General features: G+C 58.0%; 18 protein-coding genes. 5 read left to right on the forward strand and 13 right to left on the reverse strand.

Going from position 1 to position 18,061, the window contains the following annotated elements; translation table 11 throughout:
• Positions 1–8 precede the first annotated feature (8 nt).
• From ABIT76_07175 to rph, 3 genes are read right to left on the reverse strand one after another with little or no spacing between them, the layout of a single operon-like run.
• On the reverse strand, positions 9–788 hold the full coding sequence (locus ABIT76_07175) for a glucose 1-dehydrogenase (GenBank protein ID MEO7932921.1): 780 nt from the start codon (positions 786–788) through the stop codon (positions 9–11).
• 41 nt (positions 789–829) lie between these two features.
• Entirely contained in the window at positions 830–1,834 is a 1,005-nt protein-coding gene (gmd, locus tag ABIT76_07180; GenBank protein ID MEO7932922.1) for a GDP-mannose 4,6-dehydratase, read from the reverse strand.
• A gap of 27 nt (positions 1,835–1,861) precedes the next feature.
• Complete coding sequence (gene rph, locus ABIT76_07185; protein ID MEO7932923.1) at positions 1,862–2,608, reverse strand: ribonuclease PH; 747 nt, start codon at positions 2,606–2,608, stop codon at positions 1,862–1,864.
• A gap of 80 nt (positions 2,609–2,688) precedes the next feature.
• On the opposite strand from rph, the gene thrB reads away from it, so the two are divergent.
• From thrB to ABIT76_07200, 3 genes are read left to right on the forward strand one after another with little or no spacing between them, the layout of a single operon-like run.
• A complete protein-coding gene (gene thrB, locus ABIT76_07190; GenBank protein ID MEO7932924.1) occupies positions 2,689–3,579 on the forward strand; it encodes a homoserine kinase in 891 nt (296 codons plus the stop codon).
• Positions 3,580–3,587: 8 nt separating this feature from the next.
• The gene (gene lpxK / locus ABIT76_07195; GenBank protein MEO7932925.1) at positions 3,588–4,784 is read left to right on the forward strand and encodes a tetraacyldisaccharide 4'-kinase; all 1,197 of its coding nucleotides are present in this window, start codon (positions 3,588–3,590) and stop codon (positions 4,782–4,784) included.
• A gap of 1 nt (position 4,785) precedes the next feature.
• Positions 4,786–7,107: a ComEC/Rec2 family competence protein gene (locus ABIT76_07200; GenBank protein ID MEO7932926.1), complete on the forward strand. Its 2,322-nt coding sequence runs from the start codon at positions 4,786–4,788 to the stop codon at positions 7,105–7,107.
• On the opposite strand, the gene lipB is transcribed toward ABIT76_07200, so the two are convergent.
• The 8 genes from lipB to ABIT76_07240 form a co-directional block, all read right to left on the reverse strand.
• A complete protein-coding gene (gene lipB / locus ABIT76_07205) occupies positions 7,061–7,678 on the reverse strand; it encodes a lipoyl(octanoyl) transferase LipB (protein ID MEO7932927.1) in 618 nt (205 codons plus the stop codon). The two genes, ABIT76_07200 and lipB, sit on opposite strands and share 47 nt — an antisense overlap.
• The gene (gene ruvC, locus ABIT76_07210; GenBank protein ID MEO7932928.1) at positions 7,675–8,178 is read right to left on the reverse strand and encodes a crossover junction endodeoxyribonuclease RuvC; all 504 of its coding nucleotides are present in this window, start codon (positions 8,176–8,178) and stop codon (positions 7,675–7,677) included. Before ruvC ends, lipB begins: the two co-directional genes overlap by 4 nt.
• A 93-nt stretch (positions 8,179–8,271) precedes the next feature.
• Positions 8,272–8,742, reverse strand: a complete 471-nt coding sequence (locus ABIT76_07215; protein MEO7932929.1) for a roadblock/LC7 domain-containing protein — start codon at positions 8,740–8,742, stop codon at positions 8,272–8,274.
• Positions 8,743–8,766: 24 nt separating this feature from the next.
• Positions 8,767–9,405, reverse strand: a complete 639-nt coding sequence (locus ABIT76_07220) for an ADP-ribosylation factor-like protein (GenBank protein MEO7932930.1) — start codon at positions 9,403–9,405, stop codon at positions 8,767–8,769.
• Between the two features lie 29 nt (positions 9,406–9,434).
• Positions 9,435–11,282 (reverse strand): hypothetical protein, encoded by a 1,848-nt coding sequence (locus ABIT76_07225; GenBank protein MEO7932931.1) that lies wholly within the window; start codon positions 11,280–11,282, stop codon positions 9,435–9,437.
• Between the two features lie 5 nt (positions 11,283–11,287).
• Positions 11,288–13,030 carry an ATPase, T2SS/T4P/T4SS family gene (locus tag ABIT76_07230; protein MEO7932932.1) on the reverse strand — a complete coding sequence of 581 codons (1,743 nt, stop codon included), beginning with the start codon at positions 13,028–13,030 and terminating at the stop codon, positions 11,288–11,290.
• Positions 13,017–13,964 (reverse strand): hypothetical protein, encoded by a 948-nt coding sequence (locus tag ABIT76_07235; GenBank protein MEO7932933.1) that lies wholly within the window; start codon positions 13,962–13,964, stop codon positions 13,017–13,019. The genes ABIT76_07230 and ABIT76_07235 overlap by 14 nt, the downstream gene beginning before the upstream one ends.
• A gap of 65 nt (positions 13,965–14,029) precedes the next feature.
• Positions 14,030–14,842, reverse strand: coding sequence for a hypothetical protein (locus ABIT76_07240; GenBank protein ID MEO7932934.1), 813 nt, complete (start codon positions 14,840–14,842; stop codon positions 14,030–14,032).
• A gap of 18 nt (positions 14,843–14,860) precedes the next feature.
• Here ABIT76_07240 and ABIT76_07245 point away from each other — a divergent pair, with 18 nt between their 5' ends.
• Complete coding sequence (locus ABIT76_07245) at positions 14,861–16,417, forward strand: hypothetical protein (protein ID MEO7932935.1); 1,557 nt, start codon at positions 14,861–14,863, stop codon at positions 16,415–16,417.
• Here ABIT76_07245 and ABIT76_07250 read toward each other — a convergent pair.
• Both ABIT76_07250 and ABIT76_07255 read right to left on the reverse strand, forming a co-directional pair.
• Complete coding sequence (locus ABIT76_07250) at positions 16,320–16,937, reverse strand: hypothetical protein (GenBank protein MEO7932936.1); 618 nt, start codon at positions 16,935–16,937, stop codon at positions 16,320–16,322. The genes ABIT76_07245 and ABIT76_07250 overlap by 98 nt on opposite strands.
• 3 nt (positions 16,938–16,940) lie before the next feature.
• Positions 16,941–17,351 (reverse strand): EVE domain-containing protein, encoded by a 411-nt coding sequence (locus ABIT76_07255; GenBank protein MEO7932937.1) that lies wholly within the window; start codon positions 17,349–17,351, stop codon positions 16,941–16,943.
• Between the two features lie 70 nt (positions 17,352–17,421).
• Between ABIT76_07255 and tmk the strand changes: the two genes are divergently transcribed.
• On the forward strand, positions 17,422–18,048 hold the full coding sequence (tmk, locus tag ABIT76_07260; protein MEO7932938.1) for a dTMP kinase: 627 nt from the start codon (positions 17,422–17,424) through the stop codon (positions 18,046–18,048).
• Positions 18,049–18,061: the final 13 nt, after the last annotated feature.

Below are 18,061 nucleotides of genomic sequence, written 5' to 3' on the forward strand. Positions count from 1 at the left end.
GTTACAATTTACTGTTCGGAGTAGTTCCAAGTGAGGCCGCCATCGACGACGAGAGTGGCTCCGTTGATGTAGTCGGCGTCGGAGGAAGCGAGAAAGGCGGCAAGCGCGGCGACGTCGTCGGTCTTGCCAAGGCGGGCAAGCGGGATGTTGCCGAGAAGCGATTTCAGGAGGGCCGGGTCGTGGAGGAGTTTGGCGTTGATGGGCGTCTCAATGGCTCCGGGGGCGATGTTGTTGACGGTGATGCCGTGGGGCGCGAGTTCGATGGAGAGGTTGCGCATCATCATTTTCATTCCACCCTTGCTGGCGCAGTAAGCGGTGAAATGCGGGAATGGCAGGTCCTCGTGGACGGAGCTGATGTTGATGATTTTTCCGGGCGACTGGCGGTCGATGAGGTGGCGGGCGAAGGCTTGCGAGGTAAAGAAGGTGCCCTTCAGGTTGGTGTCGAGAACGAGGTCGTAGTCGGCTTCGGTGACTTCGGTAAACGGGGCGTTTTTTTCGATGCCGGCGTTGTTGACGAGGATGTCGAGCGAGCCGAGCGCGGCGATGGAGTCAGCCACGAGTTTCTGGACATCGGCGACGTTGCCCAAGTCGGCGACCAGCGCGACCGACTTTCGTCCGAGAGCGCGGATGTCGGCGGCGGTTTGCTCGGCGGTTTCCGGGTGCGAATGGTAGTTGATGACGACGTTCGCGCCTTCACGGGCAAGTCGCATGGCAATGGACTGCCCGATGCCCTGGCTGCTGCCGGTGACGAGGACGTTGCGTCCCGCGAGTTGGTAGGAAGTGGCCATACGATTGAATCGCTACTGCTCCCCCGGCTTGTTGGAATTTTTTACGCCGGAATCCCCGACCGCACGATGCCCTGGGCTTTGTCCATGTCGGCATCGACCATGATTTTGACGAGCTCCTTGAATTTCGTTTTTGGTTCCCAGCCGAGTTTGGCTTTGGCCTTGGAGGGATCGCCGATGAGGAGATCGACCTCGGCCGGACGCTCGTAACGCGCGTCGTATTTCACGTATTCCTGCCAGTCGAGCCCGACACAGGCGAAGGCTTCCTCGACGTATTGTTGCACGGAGTAGGTCTCGTTGGTCGCCAGCACGTAATCGTCCGGCTCATCGGCCTGCAACATCCGCCACATGCCTTCGACGTATTCTGGCGCGTAACCCCAGTCGCGCTTGGCTTCGCGGTTGCCGAGGTAGAGGTCTTTCTGTTGGCCGATCTTGATGTTGGCCACGGCACGGGAGATTTTCCGGGTGACAAACGTCTCACCCCGTCGCGGGCTTTCGTGGTTGAAAAGGATGCCGTTGCAGGCAAACAAATCGTAGCTTTCGCGGTAATTGATCGTCGCCCAATAGCCGAACATCTTCGCGCAGCCATAGGGTGAGCGCGGCCAGAAAGGCGTTTTTTCCGTCTGCGGGATCTCCTGCACCTTCCCATACATTTCACTGGAACTCGCCTGGTAGAAACGCGGTTTCACCCCCGATTCGCGGATCGCTTCCAGAATGCGAATCGTGCCGACGCCCGTGACGTCCGCCGTGTATTCGGGGATGTCGAAACTCACCCGCACGTGGCTCTGTGCGCCGAGATTATAGATTTCATCGGGCTGCAATTTGTAGAGGAGTTTCACCAGTTGCACCGAGTCGGCCAGATCGCCGTAATGCAGAAACAGCCGCACGCCATTGATGTGCGGGTCGGCGTAAATGTGGTCGATGCGCGACGTGTTAAACGTGCTGGCCCGGCGGATGATGCCGTGAACTTCGTAACCTTTGGCGAGAAGAAGATCGGCGAGATAGGAACCGTCCTGGCCGGTGATGCCGGTGATGAGCGCTTTTTTCATGGGAGTTAAATGGAAACCAGAGCCGTATTAAGAGAGGGAAATGCCCAATGCCTCAAGTGCCATTTTCTGCCCTACGAGCAGTTCGGCAATGCCCTTTTTTCCCACAGCGATGAGAGCGGCCAGTTGCGCCTCGGAGAAAACGGATTCCTCGCCAGAACCCTGCAACTCGATGAACTCTAGGTCGCTGGTCATCACGAGATTCATGTCGACCTCGGCGTCCTTGTCCTCGAGGTAATTCAAGTCGAGCAACGCCTCGCCGCCGCAGATACCCACGCTCACTGCCGCCGCTAGTTTCTTGATCGGCAACGCCGCCAGCTTCCCCGCCGCGACCAGTTTGTGACACGCCATCACCACCGCCACCGTCGCGCCCGTGATCGCCGCCGTGCGCGTGCCGCCGTCGGCCTGCAACACGTCACAATCGACGCAGAGCGTGCGCGCGCCCAATTTTTCCAAGTCCAGGACGGCCCGCAGCGAACGCCCGATCAACCGCTGAATCTCCGTGCTGCGTCCATCCAGCCGGCCCTTCGTAATGTCGCGTGCCTTCCGGTCGAGCGTCGAATAGGGCAACATGGAATACTCCGCCGTCAGCCAGCCGCCCGTCACATTTTGTTCCTTCATCCAGCGCGGCACTTTTTCATCGATCATCGCGCTGCAAATCACCCGGGTATTTCCCGTGGCGACGAGGACCGAGCCGGTCGCATTTGGCGCGATGTCGGAAGTGAAAGAGAGCGGGCGAAGTTGGTCGACCGTGCGGCCGTCGTTGCGAAGTGACATAAGGCGCGCAGACTAGGAGCCGGGTGAAATGCTGGCAAGGCTGCTGTTTGGGTGAACGGTGCGCACGCATTTCGTGATTGATGCGCGGCGGCCTGCATTCGATTCTAACTCCCATGTCGATTCAGCGAGCCAGAGTGCAGGTCCCCGGAACCACCGCCAATCTCGGACCCGGCTTCGATTGCCTCGGCATTGCGCTGGCCGTGCATAATGTCTTTACCATCGAACGCGCCGAATCTTCGCTGCCCGAGCCGATGATTGATCAGGCCGCCGCAGGTTTTTTTGCGCGGGCGAAACAGGCGCCGTTTCCCTTTCGCTGGTCGATTGAGGGCGAGGTGCCGCGTTCCCGTGGCCTCGGCAGCAGCGTCACGGTTCGACTCGGGCTCCTCCACGGCCTGAACGAACTCTGCGGACAACCCATGACGCGCCACGAGATTTTCCTCCTCTGCGCCGCTTTGGAGGGTCATCCCGACAACGCCGCGCCTGCGGTTTACGGTGGCTTCACCGTCGCCGGTGAGAATGGCCGCGTCGCCCGCTTCGAGGTGGATGCGAGTCTGATGTTTGTCCTGCTCATCCCCGACTTTGAAACGGAAACCACCTCCGCTCGCAAAGTGATGCCAAAGACGCTGTCTGTTTCCGACGCCGTCTTTTCCCTCGCCAACGCCTGCGCGATCACCGCCGCCTTCGCCAGTAAAAACTACGAGTCGCTGCGCGGAGCGTTCGCCGACAAAATCCACCAGCCGTATCGCACTCCGCTCATCCCGTTTCTCCCCGATGTGCTCACAGCCGCAGAAAAAGCCGGCGCCCTCGGCGGATTTCTCTCCGGCTCCGGCTCCACCATCGCCGCCGTCACCCTCAAAAACCCCGAAATGGTCGCCCGCGCGATGTCCCGTGCCTCCGGCCAGAAAGTCTGCGGCATCCGCATCGTCGGCGCCGACAACGCAGGCGTCCAAACCTTGTCCGTGGACAGCTAGTTAGCATCATGAGCCGACGTCTCGAGGAAGCGGAGGAATACGCCATCGATGTCATCCTCGGTGGCCGCAAAGGCGCGCAAGCCTCCATGCTGCGGACGCTTTTGTTAGGACTTTCCCAGCTCTACAAACTCGGCGTGCAAACCCGGCTCTGGCTTTTCCGCAAACGCCTCCTGCGCGATCACCAGCTAGGTTGCCTCGTCATTAGCATCGGCAATCTAACTGTCGGCGGAACGGGCAAAACTCCCGTCGTGGAAAAATTTGCCCGCGCCCTGCAAAACGGCGGCCGCCGCGTCGCCATCCTAACACGCGGCTACAAAAGCAAACCGCCGCCCGACACCCGCACATTCTGGGACCGCGTGCTCTTAAAAAAGCCCGACCGCGAGCCGCGCATTGTCTCGGATGGAAAGACTGTTTTGTTAGATTCCGAATACGCTGGTGACGAGCCCTACATGCTCGCAAAAAACCTCAAGGACGTGCTGGTCATCGTCGATAAAAACCGCGTGAAGAGCGGTCTGCGTGCAATCAAAAAATATGGCGCGGACACGTTGTTGCTAGACGACGGCCTGCAATATCTCCATCTCAAGCATCGCCTCGATATTGTGCTGGTCGATTGCCAGGCGCCGTTCGGAAATGAGTTTCTCCTCCCGCGTGGCACCCTGCGCGAACCGCCCGAAAATCTGCGACGGGCGAGTTACATTTTTCTCACCAAAAGCGACGGCAACAACACCGCGCTCATCGAGCGCATTCGACGCTACAACCGCCGCGCCGAGATCATCGAGTGCGCCCACCAGCCGCTCCATCTGGAAAATTTACATTCGGGTGAGATCGTTCCCCTCGACTTTTTGAAGGACAAATACGTTGCCGCCCTCAGTGGCATCGCCTCGCCGGAAAGCTTCGAAAACGGCCTGCGCAGACTGGGCGCGATCGTCGAGGTTAACAAACGTTTCGCTGACCATCATCGCTATACCAAGGAGGACTTGGATTCCTTTCTGCGACGCTGCATTCGGCGCGATGTGCATGCGATTATCACTACGGAAAAAGACGCCGTCCGCTTCCCCGCGATGAATGCATTGGAAGTCCCGATCTTCTTTCTGCGCGTCGAAATCCAGATTCTCAGCGGACAGGAAACCTGGGAACATTGCGTTCGCCGCATCTGCGATCCGCAGCACATCACACCCGCCGAAATCCGTCTCCAGACTGTCTAACATGATGGACCCGGCGACTGGAAAATATCCATTCGTGGGTCTGACATTCGCCGCCATGGCTGGCATTTTGCTGGCCGATCACTGGCCCGCTTCACTCGGGAGTTCCATGGCAATCACAGCCATTGCCCTCGGCATCTGGCGGCTCTATCGGCGAACTCCCACCTTGTTAGTACTCGTCGTCGCCATTTTCCATCTGCTGCACAGCTTGCAGTTCGATCACAATGCAAGTCGCATGTTAGCCGCGCAGCTCGGCGGCACTGAAACGACCATCCACGGCTCCGGCATCGTCGATTCCGTTCCCAACGAAATCGCGTCCTCCACCGGCAAGCTTCGCAGCAACTTCCAGGTCACACACGCCCAGCTAACTTTCGACGACACGCACCGGGTTGGATCGTTATCATTGCTGGTCAACTGGCCCGACGCCAAGCCAAAGCTGGGCGACCGAATCGAGTTTGAGGGCAATCTTCGGAACGTCGCCGCACCACGAAATCCTGGCGAGTTTGACTACCGAGCCTGGCTGGCGCGCCAAAACATATTTAGCCAAATCACAGTCCCGTTTGCAAAGAAGGCCCACATCGTCACAGTCGGTTCTAACTCGAATCTGCGTCGCTGGGCCAATGAAACCAAACTCACCCTCGCCCGCATCATCACCACCGATCTAACCTCGTCGCCCGTCGAGGCGAGCGTCATATCCGCGATGATGTTAGGAACCAAGGACGACACTCCCGATTCGACTCTGGAGTTGTTCATGAAGACCGGCACGTTTCATCTTTTCTCGGTCAGCGGGCTTCACGTCACCATGCTGGCGGCGATCACCTTTGGCATCTTCACCATCGTGCGAATCCCACGAAGAACGGCGCTGCTTCTAACCATTCCATCGGTCTTCATCTATGCACTGATCACCGGCTGGAGTCCGTCGAGTGTCCGCGCGGCGATGATGACTTCCGCGTTTGTCGTGGCGACGTTGCTGGACCGCTCGTCGCTCTCCATCAACACGTTGGCCGTTGCCTGTTTTCTGATTCTGATCGCCAATACCAACCAGCTTTTTTCCGCCGGCTTTCAGCTCTCCTTCACCGTCGTCGGCGCGATCATTCTCCTGAGCGGAACGATTACACGCTGGCTGCAAACATTTACCCAGCCCGATCCATTTCTTCCGAAGAAACTGCTCACGCCTTTTCAGAAAAGCCGCTGGCTGGTGACTAACAAAATCGCTGGCAATCTCGGCCTCACTCTTTCCGCCTGGGCCGGTTCGCTCCCGCTGACAGCAGTCTATTTTAACCTGCTCTCACCTGTCGCGCTCGTTGCCAATCTCTGCATCGTTCCCCTCGCCTTTCTCATTCTAACCTTGGGCATTCTCAGCCTGATGTCCTCGCTGGTTAGTTCATGGCTGGTGGTCGCATTTAACAACACGAGCTGGGCCTTCGTGAAAGTGCTTCTCCTCGTGTTAGGTGCCTTTGCCGCGATTCCCGGCAGCTCGGCTTTTGTGGGCTCGCATTGGTGGCAGCGTCCGAGTCAGCAGCGTGTCACGTTCTTTGACTTGGGCAGCGGCGGAGCGACTGCGATTGAGACGAGCAACAGTTGCTGGTTAGTCGATTGTGGATCGGACACAGACTATCGCCGCGTGGTGCGACACTACCTGCAACAACGCGGCATCAACCGCGTCGATGGCATCCTTCTAACCCATGGCGATGGAAGTCATATCGGAGGCATCACGCAGTTTCTGATCGATTTCCCAAAGGCTGCGGTCTATGTGCCCGAAGCAGGCCGAAAGTCGATTGTCTTCCGGCGGTTGGTTAACAAAGACACCGCCCACTGGATCACTGCCGGTGCGAATTTTTCTGTGGATGACCATGTTAGCATTGATGTTCTTTGGCCGCCCTCAACAGTCGATAGTGGACGCGCCGACGATCATTGCATGGTGCTGAAACTCTCAATCAACAATCAGATGTTTCTACTAACTGGTGACAGTGGGCTCACCACGGAAATGAATTTGCTCGCGAATGAATCTCCCGATTTTCTGCGTGCCGACTGGCTTGTTATGGGACGTGACCGCAATGATGTCGGCGGCTCCAAAACGTTTTTCCAGCGAGTTGGGGCGAGATCAGTTTTGACAACTGGCACGAATTTTCCGCCTGCGGAAAAGGTTCCCGCATCGTGGGTTAAAAACTGCCGAGAGTTAGGTTTGAATTTTCTCCGCTTTGATGAAACGGGTGCGGTGCAAATCGACTTGCAGGAGAAGAAGGTGGACGTGAAAACTTTTGCCCGCGCGGGCGAGGTTACTTCAAGCGACGCAGTAGTTCCGCCGCGAAGTATATCCCGGTGACATCGGCGAACTCCTTCACCGTCACATTGCGCCCTAACTCGATGCTGAGTGAAGTCATTGTGACACCTGCGATTCCGCAGGGTGTGATCGCTGCGAAGCCCGATAGATCGCGGCTAACATTCAGCGCGAAGCCGTGCATGGAGATCCATTTTCTAACACCGACTCCGATGCTGGCGATCTTGCGATCCTCGACCCAGACTCCAGTGAGTCCTTCACGACGTTGAGCGTGAACTTCGTAGATCGCTAGTATCTCGATGAGAAGTTCTTCCAGTGTGCGCAGATAGTGATGCAAGTCGCGTCTTAGTTCATTGAGGTCGATGATCGGGTAGCCGACCAACTGTCCGGGACCATGATAGGTGGCCTGTCCTCCGCGATTTGTCTGAATCACCGGATGCGACAGCAAACCTGTTCGCAAGCTAGATTGATCCGGCGTGCGTCCGATGGTGTAAATGGGTTCATGCTCGAGCAAAAGCAGCATGTTAGCATCGTGTTCCGCTACTAGCTTTTCCTGCAAGGCGAGTGCGTCCGGGTAGTTGACGCGTCCGAGCCATTGGACTTGAAGTCCGCTCATAGCCGTTCGCCGCTAAGCTGGCGGAGTTGCAGGCTGGACTGGCTTTGCAAATGCGTGATTCCAATCGCCAGTGCGTCGGCGGCATCAGCGGACGGAGTTTCGGTGAGTCCTAACATCGCGCGCACCATGAAGGCGACTTGTTTTTTGTCCGCCGCACCGCTGCCGACGACGGATTGCTTGATCTTGCGAGGCGCATACTCGAAAATGGGAATCCCATGCTGCGCGACTGCTAGTATCGAGGCTCCGCGAGCCGCGCCGAGAGTGATGGCGGTGCGCAGGCTTTGCACAAAGATTACTCCTTCCACGGCGCATTCCTCTGGGCGATGTCTAACTACTAGCTCGGTGATCTTTTCGTGAATGGCAACCAGGCAGCCGGACTGGGAAAGTTTCGGCGCATTGGCGATCACCCCATATTCGAGAGCGATGTGCTTTCGTCCATCGGATTCGAGCACGGCGTAACCTGTGCCGCGCAGGGAAGGATCTATGGAGAGCAGGCGCAAGGGAAGAAACTAGAAAGCTGAAACTTGAAGGAAGAAAACTTCGCCACGGCGAAATACTCAGCTTTCAGGTTTGCAGTTTCAAGTTTCTTTTGCCTACCTCGGCGCTGCGACATCGACGCTACCTACATCGAAGCCGGAGAAATTCATGTCGCCGCTGCCTTGAGCGCGGATGACGATGAGAAACTCAGCCAGACTTTTGCAGCAACCGGTTGCGTAGAAACGAACCAGACCGACGGTGGTCTGACTGCCGAAGACGGTGATCATGATCGTGTCGTCGTCCACTGAGTTCATGAAAATGTGACTGCCGTTGCCCTGATGATAGACGGCGTTAAACTCGATCTCGCCGATGCGTTTCGCCAGTTCCTTGGTGGCCGCAAACGAGCCCGCAGCGAGCGCCGCGATGATGGTAACATCCAGGATTTCCGAATGACCGCACTGCGAGATGACATTTCCCCCCTGGTCGATAATGACTGCCAAATCCGATTCGCTCTTGTCGAGATAAGACTGAAGAATTTCGTCGAGTCGGGCGACTTCTCGAATACCTAATGATAAAACTGTATCCATAATGTTAGCAGGGGCGGCAGATGCCTAGACGACGGCGATTTGGGGAGGGGCGGAGTTGGCCTGCGCAGCATCGCTGGCTTTGTTGAACTTGTGAAGCAATAGTTGCGACACGACATTCAAGGAACTGAAAACATTCTGGCCCGTGCTGGAGATGACCTCGAAACTTTGCACGCGCTTCTTGCGGTTGTTCAGGAGGAATTCCATGTAGTTGATCGGCGCGACATTGGGTAGATCGCGTTTGTTGTACTGAATGATGTAAGGCATCTCGTCGAGCGACATGTTCATCTTGTTCAAGTTCTCCTCGAGATTCTTAAATGCCTCTACGTTTTCCTCCATCTTGTCCCATTGCGAATCGGCGACGAAGACAATGCCATCGACGCTGCGGAGGACTAGTTGTCTAGTGGCGTTGTAGATGACCTGGCCTGGCACAGTATAGAGCTGAAACTTCGTTTTGAAGCCCTTGATAACAATGGCACTCAAAGGTAGAAAATCGAAGAACAAGGTGCGGTCTGAAGCGGTAGCCAGGGAAACTAGATCTCCACGATTTCCCGGATCGATCTTGGAGTGAATGTAGGAAAGATTGGTTGTCTTTCCGCAGAGAGCGGGACCGTAGTAAACGATCTTGAATTGGATCTCTTTGCTGGCGTAGTTGATGATGGACATACTCTGGGTTTCCTCGTGAAAAAATAGTGTTAGTGGGAGGCAAGTTCTCCGCTGTATTGCTTGGCTAGACCATCGACGATGGCGATGAATTTTTCCTTCACACCATGACCTAGATCGGACTGGTTTTGGTGGAGGACAGCCAGCGTCATTCCGCTGCCAGTAAAGATGGTTACCGTGTGAGTTTCGGTCGAGAGCGAGAGGTGTTTAAGCTCGCCAAGTTTCATCTCGGCAGCGTGCTTGGCCATCTTGCGGTGGAGTTGCGGTGCCATGGCGCTGAAGCCTTCGGGATCCATGAAGCTAGGCATGTTGCCAGCGAGGGCGAGTCCGTCCTCGGTGATGATTGTGAGACTGGCGACGCCGGGCAGGGCTGAGGCGAGTTTGATTACTTTCTTCGCATCCAGCGCGTCCTGGGTGCCGAGTGCGGCGTGCATCGGGCTCGGGAATTTGTTGCCTGTGTTGTTGAGTTTGCGCGTGGTGTAGTTGGTAATCGCCGGAGTAATCAGCGGCTTGGTGCGATTCGGGCCGGCTGGTGCCGGAATCGCGGCGGACAATGGCGGCGGCGAGGGCGGTTTGACCGCAATCGTGTCAGGCGTGGTGTTGAAGGGCGTCTCAAATTCGTCTGGATCGACTTCCTGCTCGTGCTGGTCCTCGCGCATCTGGAGGGCGGTGTTGGGCAGGTTTTTGACGATTTCCGAAAGGGAAATGGGCACCTCGGAACCGGTGTAGTTTTCCTTGAACAACTTTCGCATGGACGGGCTGAGCGCCTCGGAAAAAGTTTCCATGGAGAGTGCGACGCGGCCGCTGGCGAGCTGGTTTTCGATTTGATCCAGCGGCAGATCGACTTCGCTGTCCTCCGGGATGCTGCCGAGCAAGGCCTCGCGCTGCTGCATCGGCATGGCCTGAATGAGCGGGCGAACGCGCACGGTCACGCGGCGATCGGAATCTCTCGGCGCAGGCTTCGCGGCGGGTTTGGGAGCCTCCGCCTCCGGAGTAGAGCTGAGTTTGAGTCCAATGGGTTTCGGACGCGCCGGGGCCACGGGCTCTGGCGCGGGAGGTTGTGCCACGGGCGATGCAACAGGAGCCGGGGCGGCGACAGCACCGGAGACTTTGTGGATTTCCTTGTCGCGCTGGGCGGCCTTTAGGAACGGCGTTTCGACTTCCTCAAAAACCTCGGGTGCCTCCTGGTCGGGACGGGTGAAAAGATCACTCATTTGCGCGACGATCTTCGGCAGCGGGAGTTGGATTTCAATGTCCTCCTCGGCGGAAAGTTTGCGCTTGAAGAGGGCAGGCAGCGCCTCGGCAATGATCGAGAGCGGCACGGTGGCGCGGCCCTTGGTCATGTCGGAGTAGAGATCGGAGGCGTCGAAGCGCACTTCCAGCGTGGGAGAAACGGCTTTTTCATCCACGAAATTGCTCGGAATGCGGCTGAGAAAATCGCTGACCAGAAGAACGATCTGGCGGCTGGAGGAAGCTGCGGGAGCCGAATCAAAACTGAGCGCGGGTTTCTTTTTCGCCGTGGTCAGGCGCACCATTGGAGGCGCGGCATCCAGAGCGGGCTCAGACTCGGATGTCTCTGCGGCCGGGGACAGGCGGACCGGAGACCGACGGATGACTGGTGCTGCCTCGGGTTCCTCAGCGCGCGGAGCCGGCATGGAAATCGGCGACGGCTTTGGCAGGCTGGGCGTGAGCGTAATGGTCGGTGCCTGGGCTGCGACGGCGGGTCTGCTGGCAGCGTGGCGGGCTTCCTCCTCCTCGGCTTCGGCCTCGGCCTGTCGAAGGCTGGCGGGCACGATGCGTTTGACGACCCGCGTGGCACGGACGTCGTTGGATTGGGGGGGCTTGCGCCCTTGGGCGAGGTTTTTGATCCAGTTAAACATGGCTTTTAGGTGTCTTCTGAGGTTGTGCGCCACACTTCTTCGAGAGTGGTAATACCTTCTCTAGCTTTATCCATGCCCACCATGCGCAAAGTTTTCATTCCCTCGGCCACGGCTTGGTTTTTGATGACGGCAGCGGAGGCGCGTTTGATGATCAGACGGCGAATCGTCTCGGAAATAGGGAGGACTTCGATGACGGGGGCGCGTCCGACGTAGCCGCGTTGCTTGCAGCGGTCGCAACCGGTGCCCTGATAAAATATTTCGCCAGCTTCCGGGTCGATCCCGAGTTTGTCGCACATTTCAGAATCCGGGATCATTTCCTCGCGGCAATTCGGACAAATTTTGCGAACCAAACGCTGGGCGCAGGTGAGCAGAACCGAACTCGAAATCAGGAATGGCTCGATGCCCATGTCGTCGAGACGGGCGATGGCGCCAGCAGCGTCATTCGTGTGCAAAGTCGAGAGCACCTGGTGGCCGGTGAGCGCGGCTTTGACCGCGATGTCGGCGGTCTCGTTATCGCGAATCTCACCGATCATGACGATGTCAGGATCCTGACGCAAAATGGAACGCAACGAGCTGGAGAAATCGAGCCCGATGTCGGCTTTCACCGCGACCTGGTTGATGCCGGCGAGCTGGTATTCGACCGGGTCCTCGACGGTGACGATGTTGTAGATCGGGTTGTTCAGCTCGGAGAGCACGGAGTAAAGCGTCGTCGTCTTTCCAGATCCCGTCGGGCCGGTGACGAGGATCATCCCGTGCGGCGCGTCGATGGCTTTCTTAAAGCGCTCGAGGGTGAAATCGTCCATTCCGAGGTTGTCCACGGAGCCGGCGAGCGCGCTCTTGTCGAGAATACGAATAACGATTTTCTCGCCATAGACCGTCGGCAAAAACGAGATGCGCAGATCGACATCCTTGCCGCCGACGGTGATGCGAAAACGTCCGTCCTGCGGCAGGCGGCGCTCGGCGATGTCGAGCCCGGCGAGAATCTTGATGCGCGAGGCGATCGGGAGTTGCAGTGCTTTCGGCGGCGAGCTGGCCTCCACGAGAGCGCCGTCCACGCGGTAACGGAGTTTGAGCGATTTCTCAAATGGCTCGAGGTGAATGTCGGACGCTTTTTCCTTGAGCGCCTGGACGAGAATCAGGTTCACAATCTTGATGACGGGCGCTTCCTCGCTGTCCGCCGCCATGCGGTCGAGATCGACCTTGTCCTTCTGCGCGCCGGTGATCTCGATGTCGTCGGAAAGATTAGCCGCCGAGCGCATCGCCTCGTCCATCGCTGCGGAACCACCGCCATGCACGCCGCTAAGGGCGTCCATAATGCTCTTTTCCGTTGCAATCATCGGAACGATTTCCAGCTTGGTGCGCTGGCGGACGTCGTCGATGGCGAGCACGTTCAGCGGGTCGGCCATCGCGATGAAAAGCTTTGTGCCGAGCTGGCAGATCGGCACCAGCTTAAAGCTCCGGGCCATGTCCTTCGGGATGAGTCCCATCACACTCTCGGGCACACGGATTTTCACCATGTTGATCGGCGGCGTGTCGAGGCAGCGGCCCATGCCGAGGGCCATGTCCTGCTCGTTGACGAATTGTTTCTCGGTCAGAATTTTCAGCAGCCGTCCGCCGCTTTTCTTCTGGAGTTCCATCGCTTCCTCGAGCTGGCTGGGCAGCAGGAGGCCGTCGTCGATCAAGACATCGGCGATGCGCTCGCCGAAGGACTTGGCTGCAATCTTGGTGGTTCTTTTAGCGGTTGCCACGGTCGGGTTTGTCTAGTTTGTAAACGTCGGTGAGCGCCTTCGCGATAGCGGCAGGCGTGGCGACGTACCATTGAATGTTGTAGTCGAGCATCTTCTGGGCGGCGGACTTGGCCGCGACGTCGAATGGATTGCAAGTGGCGATCATGAGCGTGCGGCTCATCAGGTCGAACGGCAAAACCAGCCGCCCAATCGTGATTTCCTCGGGCAGCATCTTCACAATCGAGCGGTCGATGTCGTAAATTTCCAGCGGGATGTAGGCCAGCTTGACCTTGTCCAGGAGGTCGCAATACAGCGTGTCGATGGGGATTTGCGTCTCATTGCAGACTTCCTCCAGCAAGGAAAATGGGAGCGTGCCCGGAGCGCGGCCTTCGTTGCGTTCCCGGATCCGCTCAAGGGCGACCTTGGCGGCTTTGTTGGGGCAAATGCCGTGGTAAATGAGAAATTTCGAGAGGGCCGTGTCGCCATCCTCGGCCACAGCTCCGGCCTGACGCAGGGCGCTTTCGTTGCGCTGCGTGTCGCGCACTTCGATCAGCGAAGGCTCGGCCACGCTGCCTTGGCGCGCACTGCTGACCGACGCGCCGTTGATGACTTTTTCTGTGAGCAGACTGTCCACCGGATTCCGGGCATTGCCGCCTTGGCTCATGCGTTCCTCGACGTCCTTTTTCTTGGCGAGGATTTCCTTGTCCGCCGGATGCCGCTGTAGCAGCGCCTCAAACTCCAACAGAGCCGAGGAATACTGCCCCATGCTGATGTAAGTCTCGCCGAGTTTGCGCGAAATCTGGTAGGCGTCATCGTCGCGACCGACCTTCAGATAGGCGTCCTTCAGAATGTCGTAGGATTGGTAATCGTCCGGATTCGACTGCGTGATCAGCTCGAACATCTCGATCGTCTGGAGGATTTGCTCCTGCTCGAGATTGGATAGGGTCGGATTCATTTCATCCTCCTAAAAAGCTATTCCTGTGCCGGAGACGGCTGACTTAGGGAAATATCTCGATTTATTTAAAGCCACCGTGTGTGATAAACGCGAATGACGTTCACCCGTCCGCCTGGGTAGTACCAGGTTTTCTGATACTCGAAACTGCTCGTCGCAGAATCGAACGTGAGCTGACAAATTTTCCCCGGCAGATTGGGGTCCACCACGGAGAAAACGAGCCCCGCCCGCGTCCGGCGATAACGGTAGGCAACGAGGCAGTGGTTCAGCGGCTTAAAACGTGTGATGTAAACCGCAGCGAGCGAGCCGGAGTCGATGCTTTGCGTGAGTTTTTCGGCGACTTCCCGTTGGCCGGAGCGGGGAAATGGAAGTCCCATGCGCCAGTTGCCGAAGCGAAAATAAGTCGGCCACCAGTTTCCGAGATTTTCTTCAAGCAACGCCGGGTAGGCCCGTGAGAAACTTTGCAGATTTGCGAATCCGGGGATCAAAACCTCCTTTGGTTTTCTTTTTTGCGAAACAGGGATGCGACAGACTTGCCGGATTTTCTGGCGATATTCCTCCTCTGAAACCGTCGGCTGAGTCGGATCAAACTCCGCAAACTGATGAAACTGGATCAGCGCCCGGCCCATCACGAAGCACCGGCGAGAATACGGACGCCCCGTTTTCACCGCCGGACTCGCAGTGTCGCGATGCTGATTGCCGTAAGCCCAAAGCGTCTCGTTGCCAAAGGCAAACGTGTCCGTCGCCGGGTTAAATTCCGCCCGCAGCGACGTGGCCCCAAACGCCAGCAGGAAAAAGAAAAGCCTCCAATGCACAGGCCGCACCATGATCTGAATCGAAGCGACTTGCAAAAGGCGATTGAACTTGCAGGACACCGGCATTTTCCCAAGTCTCGCGCGGTGGAAGCCCCGAATTGGAGAAAAGTTTTCCTGCTTTGCCTGCCCGGACTCATCGTGGGTTTGGTCCTCCGCGCGTGGCTGCTCGCGGTCACCCCGGAAGCCTATTATGGACCCGACGGCGGCTCCTACTGGCACACCGCCGTCCGTCTCTGGACCGAGGGAAATCTATCCATGTTCGACAAGCGCCGCTGGCTTTATCCGGCCTGGCTTTGCATTTTGCCGCTGCTGCCGGTGAGACCGATTCAAGCCGTGGCTTTTTTCCAGCACCTGGCCGGTCTCGCCATGGTATTTGGAGGAGGCATGGTCGCCTCCCGCTGCACCCGGCAGTGGAAAATATGGGTGCCGCTGATTAGTCTGATTCTGGCCACATGGCCGCAAACTCTCTTGCTGGAGCATAGTCTGGAGACCGAGACGTTTCTCGTGGCCACGTTTATGGCGCTCGTTTTTATCGGCCTGGCTCCCGGATCATTTTCACCACGGCGGTTGTTCTGGTTTCTTCTCACCGCCGCCCTCGTGGCCGCTTGGAAACCGCATGGTCGCGGCATCTGGCTGGCCTGCCTCCTCATTGCCATCTGGAAAAATGGCAGCCCGCTGCACTGGGCCCGGCGCAGTTGGGGCGCGATTGTTTTTGCCCTCGTCGTCATTCTGAGTTCCGGCAGCAGCGGACAGGGAAACTGGCTGCTGCTCAACTCCGTCCTGCCGCTCGTCCCGCTGGAGGGACGCGCTTATCCAGCCGAGCGCGCCGCCCTTCGTCCGCTCCTGCTGGAAGCACGCGGTGTCCGCCAAAACTACGCCTGGGAACAGGAAAATTTTAAGTATCGCCTGAACAGCCCCGACCCGGAAAACGTCGATCCCGCATGGGCCCGCGTCGCCAGAGACGGCAAACATTTCAGCCGCGTCTGCCGCGCGTTTGCCTTCGAGGGTTTGCGCTCCGATCCCCTCACCTTCCTGAGATTCACCCTGCAAAAAATCGCCCTCTCCCTCTCCGAGAATGGCTGCATCGAACGCCTGGAGCCGAAAAAATTCTGGCACGATCAAAACGCCGAAAACGCCACCCGCTGGAAGAAAACGCCGCCCAAGGAACTCGCCCTGCTCTACCGCCTCGACGCATCGGAATACCAGCGGATGGCCGAGCTTGGGGCGGCACGAAAATTCACACCCATCACGGCCATTTATCGAATTGCCGACTGCTGGGGCTGGTTTCAGGAAAGCCTCTCGCCGCAAGGCAACACCCTCGCCCTGCGGACATCCGGCTGGCTCGCGCTGGCCGGGCTGCTCTGCACGTGGCTCCCGGGTCGTTTCCAGCGATTCAGCATTCTCTGGCTGCCCGCGGCGTTTTACGCCATCACCGTCTTTGCCATGGGCGACCGCTTGCCCCGCTATGCCTATCTCTTAAATTGGCTGGGCGTGATCCTGGCGGCCATTGCCCTCGACACGGTCCTCGCCGTCCTCGCCCGGTTTATTCCGCAGCGCGCAGAAGCGCCGCCAGATGCGTCACGCAGATCTGCGACCAGCTCTCCAGCGAATCCTTTTTCGCCTGAAGCTGCTCCACGGTGAGAAACTCCATTTCGGTGATCATCGCCTCGCGTTTCTCGACGGCGGGCGTCTCCAACTCGAAAATATGGACGACGCCCAGATGCACCTGGCCCACCTCGTTCGAGTCGTCGTTCAGCAAGGCGACGACGCTGTTTTTGTAAGGCGTGTTCACCTTCAGTTCCTCGTTTACCTCGCGCTGCACCCCGGCCTGATACGCCTCGAAGTCGAGTGCAAAAAGTCCCTCGTCCGCGTCGTTCATGTGGCCGCCGATGCCGATGGAACCCTTGCTCACCAGCCGTTGCTCGCCCGCTTTTTTGCCCCGGACGTAATGCAGCACTTTCCCCTCATGCACGAGCAGCGCGTAGGGAATGATCTGCTTAAACTCCGGACTTTTCTCCGCCTCGGAGCGAACCATGAAAAAATTATTCTGCCTCGCCAGCAACTGCGGCAGGTAGCGCTCGACGTTGAAATTCAGCCCTTGAAACGAGCCAATCGCGTCGAACACATCCCGTCGCACCACCAAAATCATTTCCTCAGCCATAAATCAGTTTTTTGAAAGCTCCAGAATCCGCTCAAACTCCGCTTTCTCCAGCGGCAGAACGGAGATGCGCCCGTTGCGAACGAGCAGGATGTTTTGCAAAGCCGCGTCGGCCTTGATCTCCGCCAGGCTCACCGGACGCGACAACGCCTTTTTGGGCTGCAACTCCACGCAACTCCAGTCGCCCTCAGTCGCTGTCGGATCGGGAAACGCCGGCTTCGATACCACTGCAACTCCCACCACTTCCTTGCCCGTGACGCTGTGGTAATAGAAGACCTCGTCGCCTTTCTGCATCGCGCGCAGATTGTTCCGCGCCTGGTAATTCCGCACGCCCGTCCAATTCGTCCGGCCATCCTGCACAAACTGCTCCCAAGCGTAGGCCGTCGGCTCTTGTTTCACCATCCAGAAGCGTTTCATCGAGCGCCAAGCATCGCAAAGTGGCTTTCGCGTGGACAAGAGGAAAACATTCTTTTTTCATGGCAGCCGCATGTCCCTGTTCATCACCTTCGAAGGCTCCGAAGCCTGCGGTAAAACCACCCAGATCGAGCGGCTGGCACAGCGTTTGGGTGAATTGAACCTCACTCCGCTCGTCACCCGCGAACCCGGCGGCACCGACGCAGGCGAAGCCATCCGCGACCTCCTGCAATACTCCAAGAACGGCGCGAAACTCGTCCCCGAGGCCGAGTTGCTCCTCTTCACCGCCAGTCGCGCGCAACTCGTTCGGGAAAAGATTCGACCCGCACTCGACCGTGGCCAGATCGTCATCAGCGACCGCTTCCTCGACTCCACCACCGTCTATCAAGGCGTCGCCCGCCACATCGACGCGGAGAAAGTCGCCGCCGTCAATCGCTTCGCCGTCGGCGACTGCCTGCCCACCATCACCTTCCTCTTCGACCTCGACCCCGACATCGCCGCCGCCCGTCTCGCCGCCCGGGTTGGGGAGAAATACGACCGCATGGAATCGCAGCCCCGCGCCTTTTACCAAGCCGTCCGCGCCGGCTACCTGGCCCTCGCCGAGAAAGAAAGCCAGCGCTTCGTCATCATCGACGCTGGATTGCCGATCGACGAGATAGCGGACTCGATCTGGGCTACTGTCTCGGGGCACCTTTCATAGGTCATATACGACC

The organism is Chthoniobacterales bacterium (assembly GCA_039930045.1).
Lineage (GTDB): Bacteria > Verrucomicrobiota > Verrucomicrobiia > Chthoniobacterales > DASVRZ01 > DASVRZ01.

Coding starts and splice junctions, on each gene's coding strand:
- ABIT76_07175 (MEO7932921.1), bottom strand. CDS start 788: ATGGCCACTTCCTACCAACTCGCGGGACGCAACGTCCTCGTCACCGGC.
- ABIT76_07255 (MEO7932937.1), bottom strand. CDS start 17,351: ATGAAACGCTTCTGGATGGTGAAACAAGAGCCGACGGCCTACGCTTGG.
- ABIT76_07220 (MEO7932930.1), bottom strand. CDS start 9,405: ATGTCCATCATCAACTACGCCAGCAAAGAGATCCAATTCAAGATCGTT.
- ABIT76_07200 (MEO7932926.1), top strand. CDS start 4,786: ATGATGGACCCGGCGACTGGAAAATATCCATTCGTGGGTCTGACATTC.
- lipB (MEO7932927.1), bottom strand. CDS start 7,678: ATGAGCGGACTTCAAGTCCAATGGCTCGGACGCGTCAACTACCCGGAC.
- lpxK (MEO7932925.1), top strand. CDS start 3,588: ATGAGCCGACGTCTCGAGGAAGCGGAGGAATACGCCATCGATGTCATC.
- tmk (MEO7932938.1), top strand. CDS start 17,422: ATGTCCCTGTTCATCACCTTCGAAGGCTCCGAAGCCTGCGGTAAAACC.
- thrB (MEO7932924.1), top strand. CDS start 2,689: ATGCGCGGCGGCCTGCATTCGATTCTAACTCCCATGTCGATTCAGCGA.
- ABIT76_07225 (MEO7932931.1), bottom strand. CDS start 11,282: ATGTTTAACTGGATCAAAAACCTCGCCCAAGGGCGCAAGCCCCCCCAA.
- rph (MEO7932923.1), bottom strand. CDS start 2,608: ATGTCACTTCGCAACGACGGCCGCACGGTCGACCAACTTCGCCCGCTC.
- ABIT76_07215 (MEO7932929.1), bottom strand. CDS start 8,742: ATGGATACAGTTTTATCATTAGGTATTCGAGAAGTCGCCCGACTCGAC.
- ABIT76_07240 (MEO7932934.1), bottom strand. CDS start 14,842: ATGCCGGTGTCCTGCAAGTTCAATCGCCTTTTGCAAGTCGCTTCGATT.
- ABIT76_07235 (MEO7932933.1), bottom strand. CDS start 13,964: ATGAATCCGACCCTATCCAATCTCGAGCAGGAGCAAATCCTCCAGACG.
- gmd (MEO7932922.1), bottom strand. CDS start 1,834: ATGAAAAAAGCGCTCATCACCGGCATCACCGGCCAGGACGGTTCCTAT.
- ABIT76_07250 (MEO7932936.1), bottom strand. CDS start 16,937: ATGGCTGAGGAAATGATTTTGGTGGTGCGACGGGATGTGTTCGACGCG.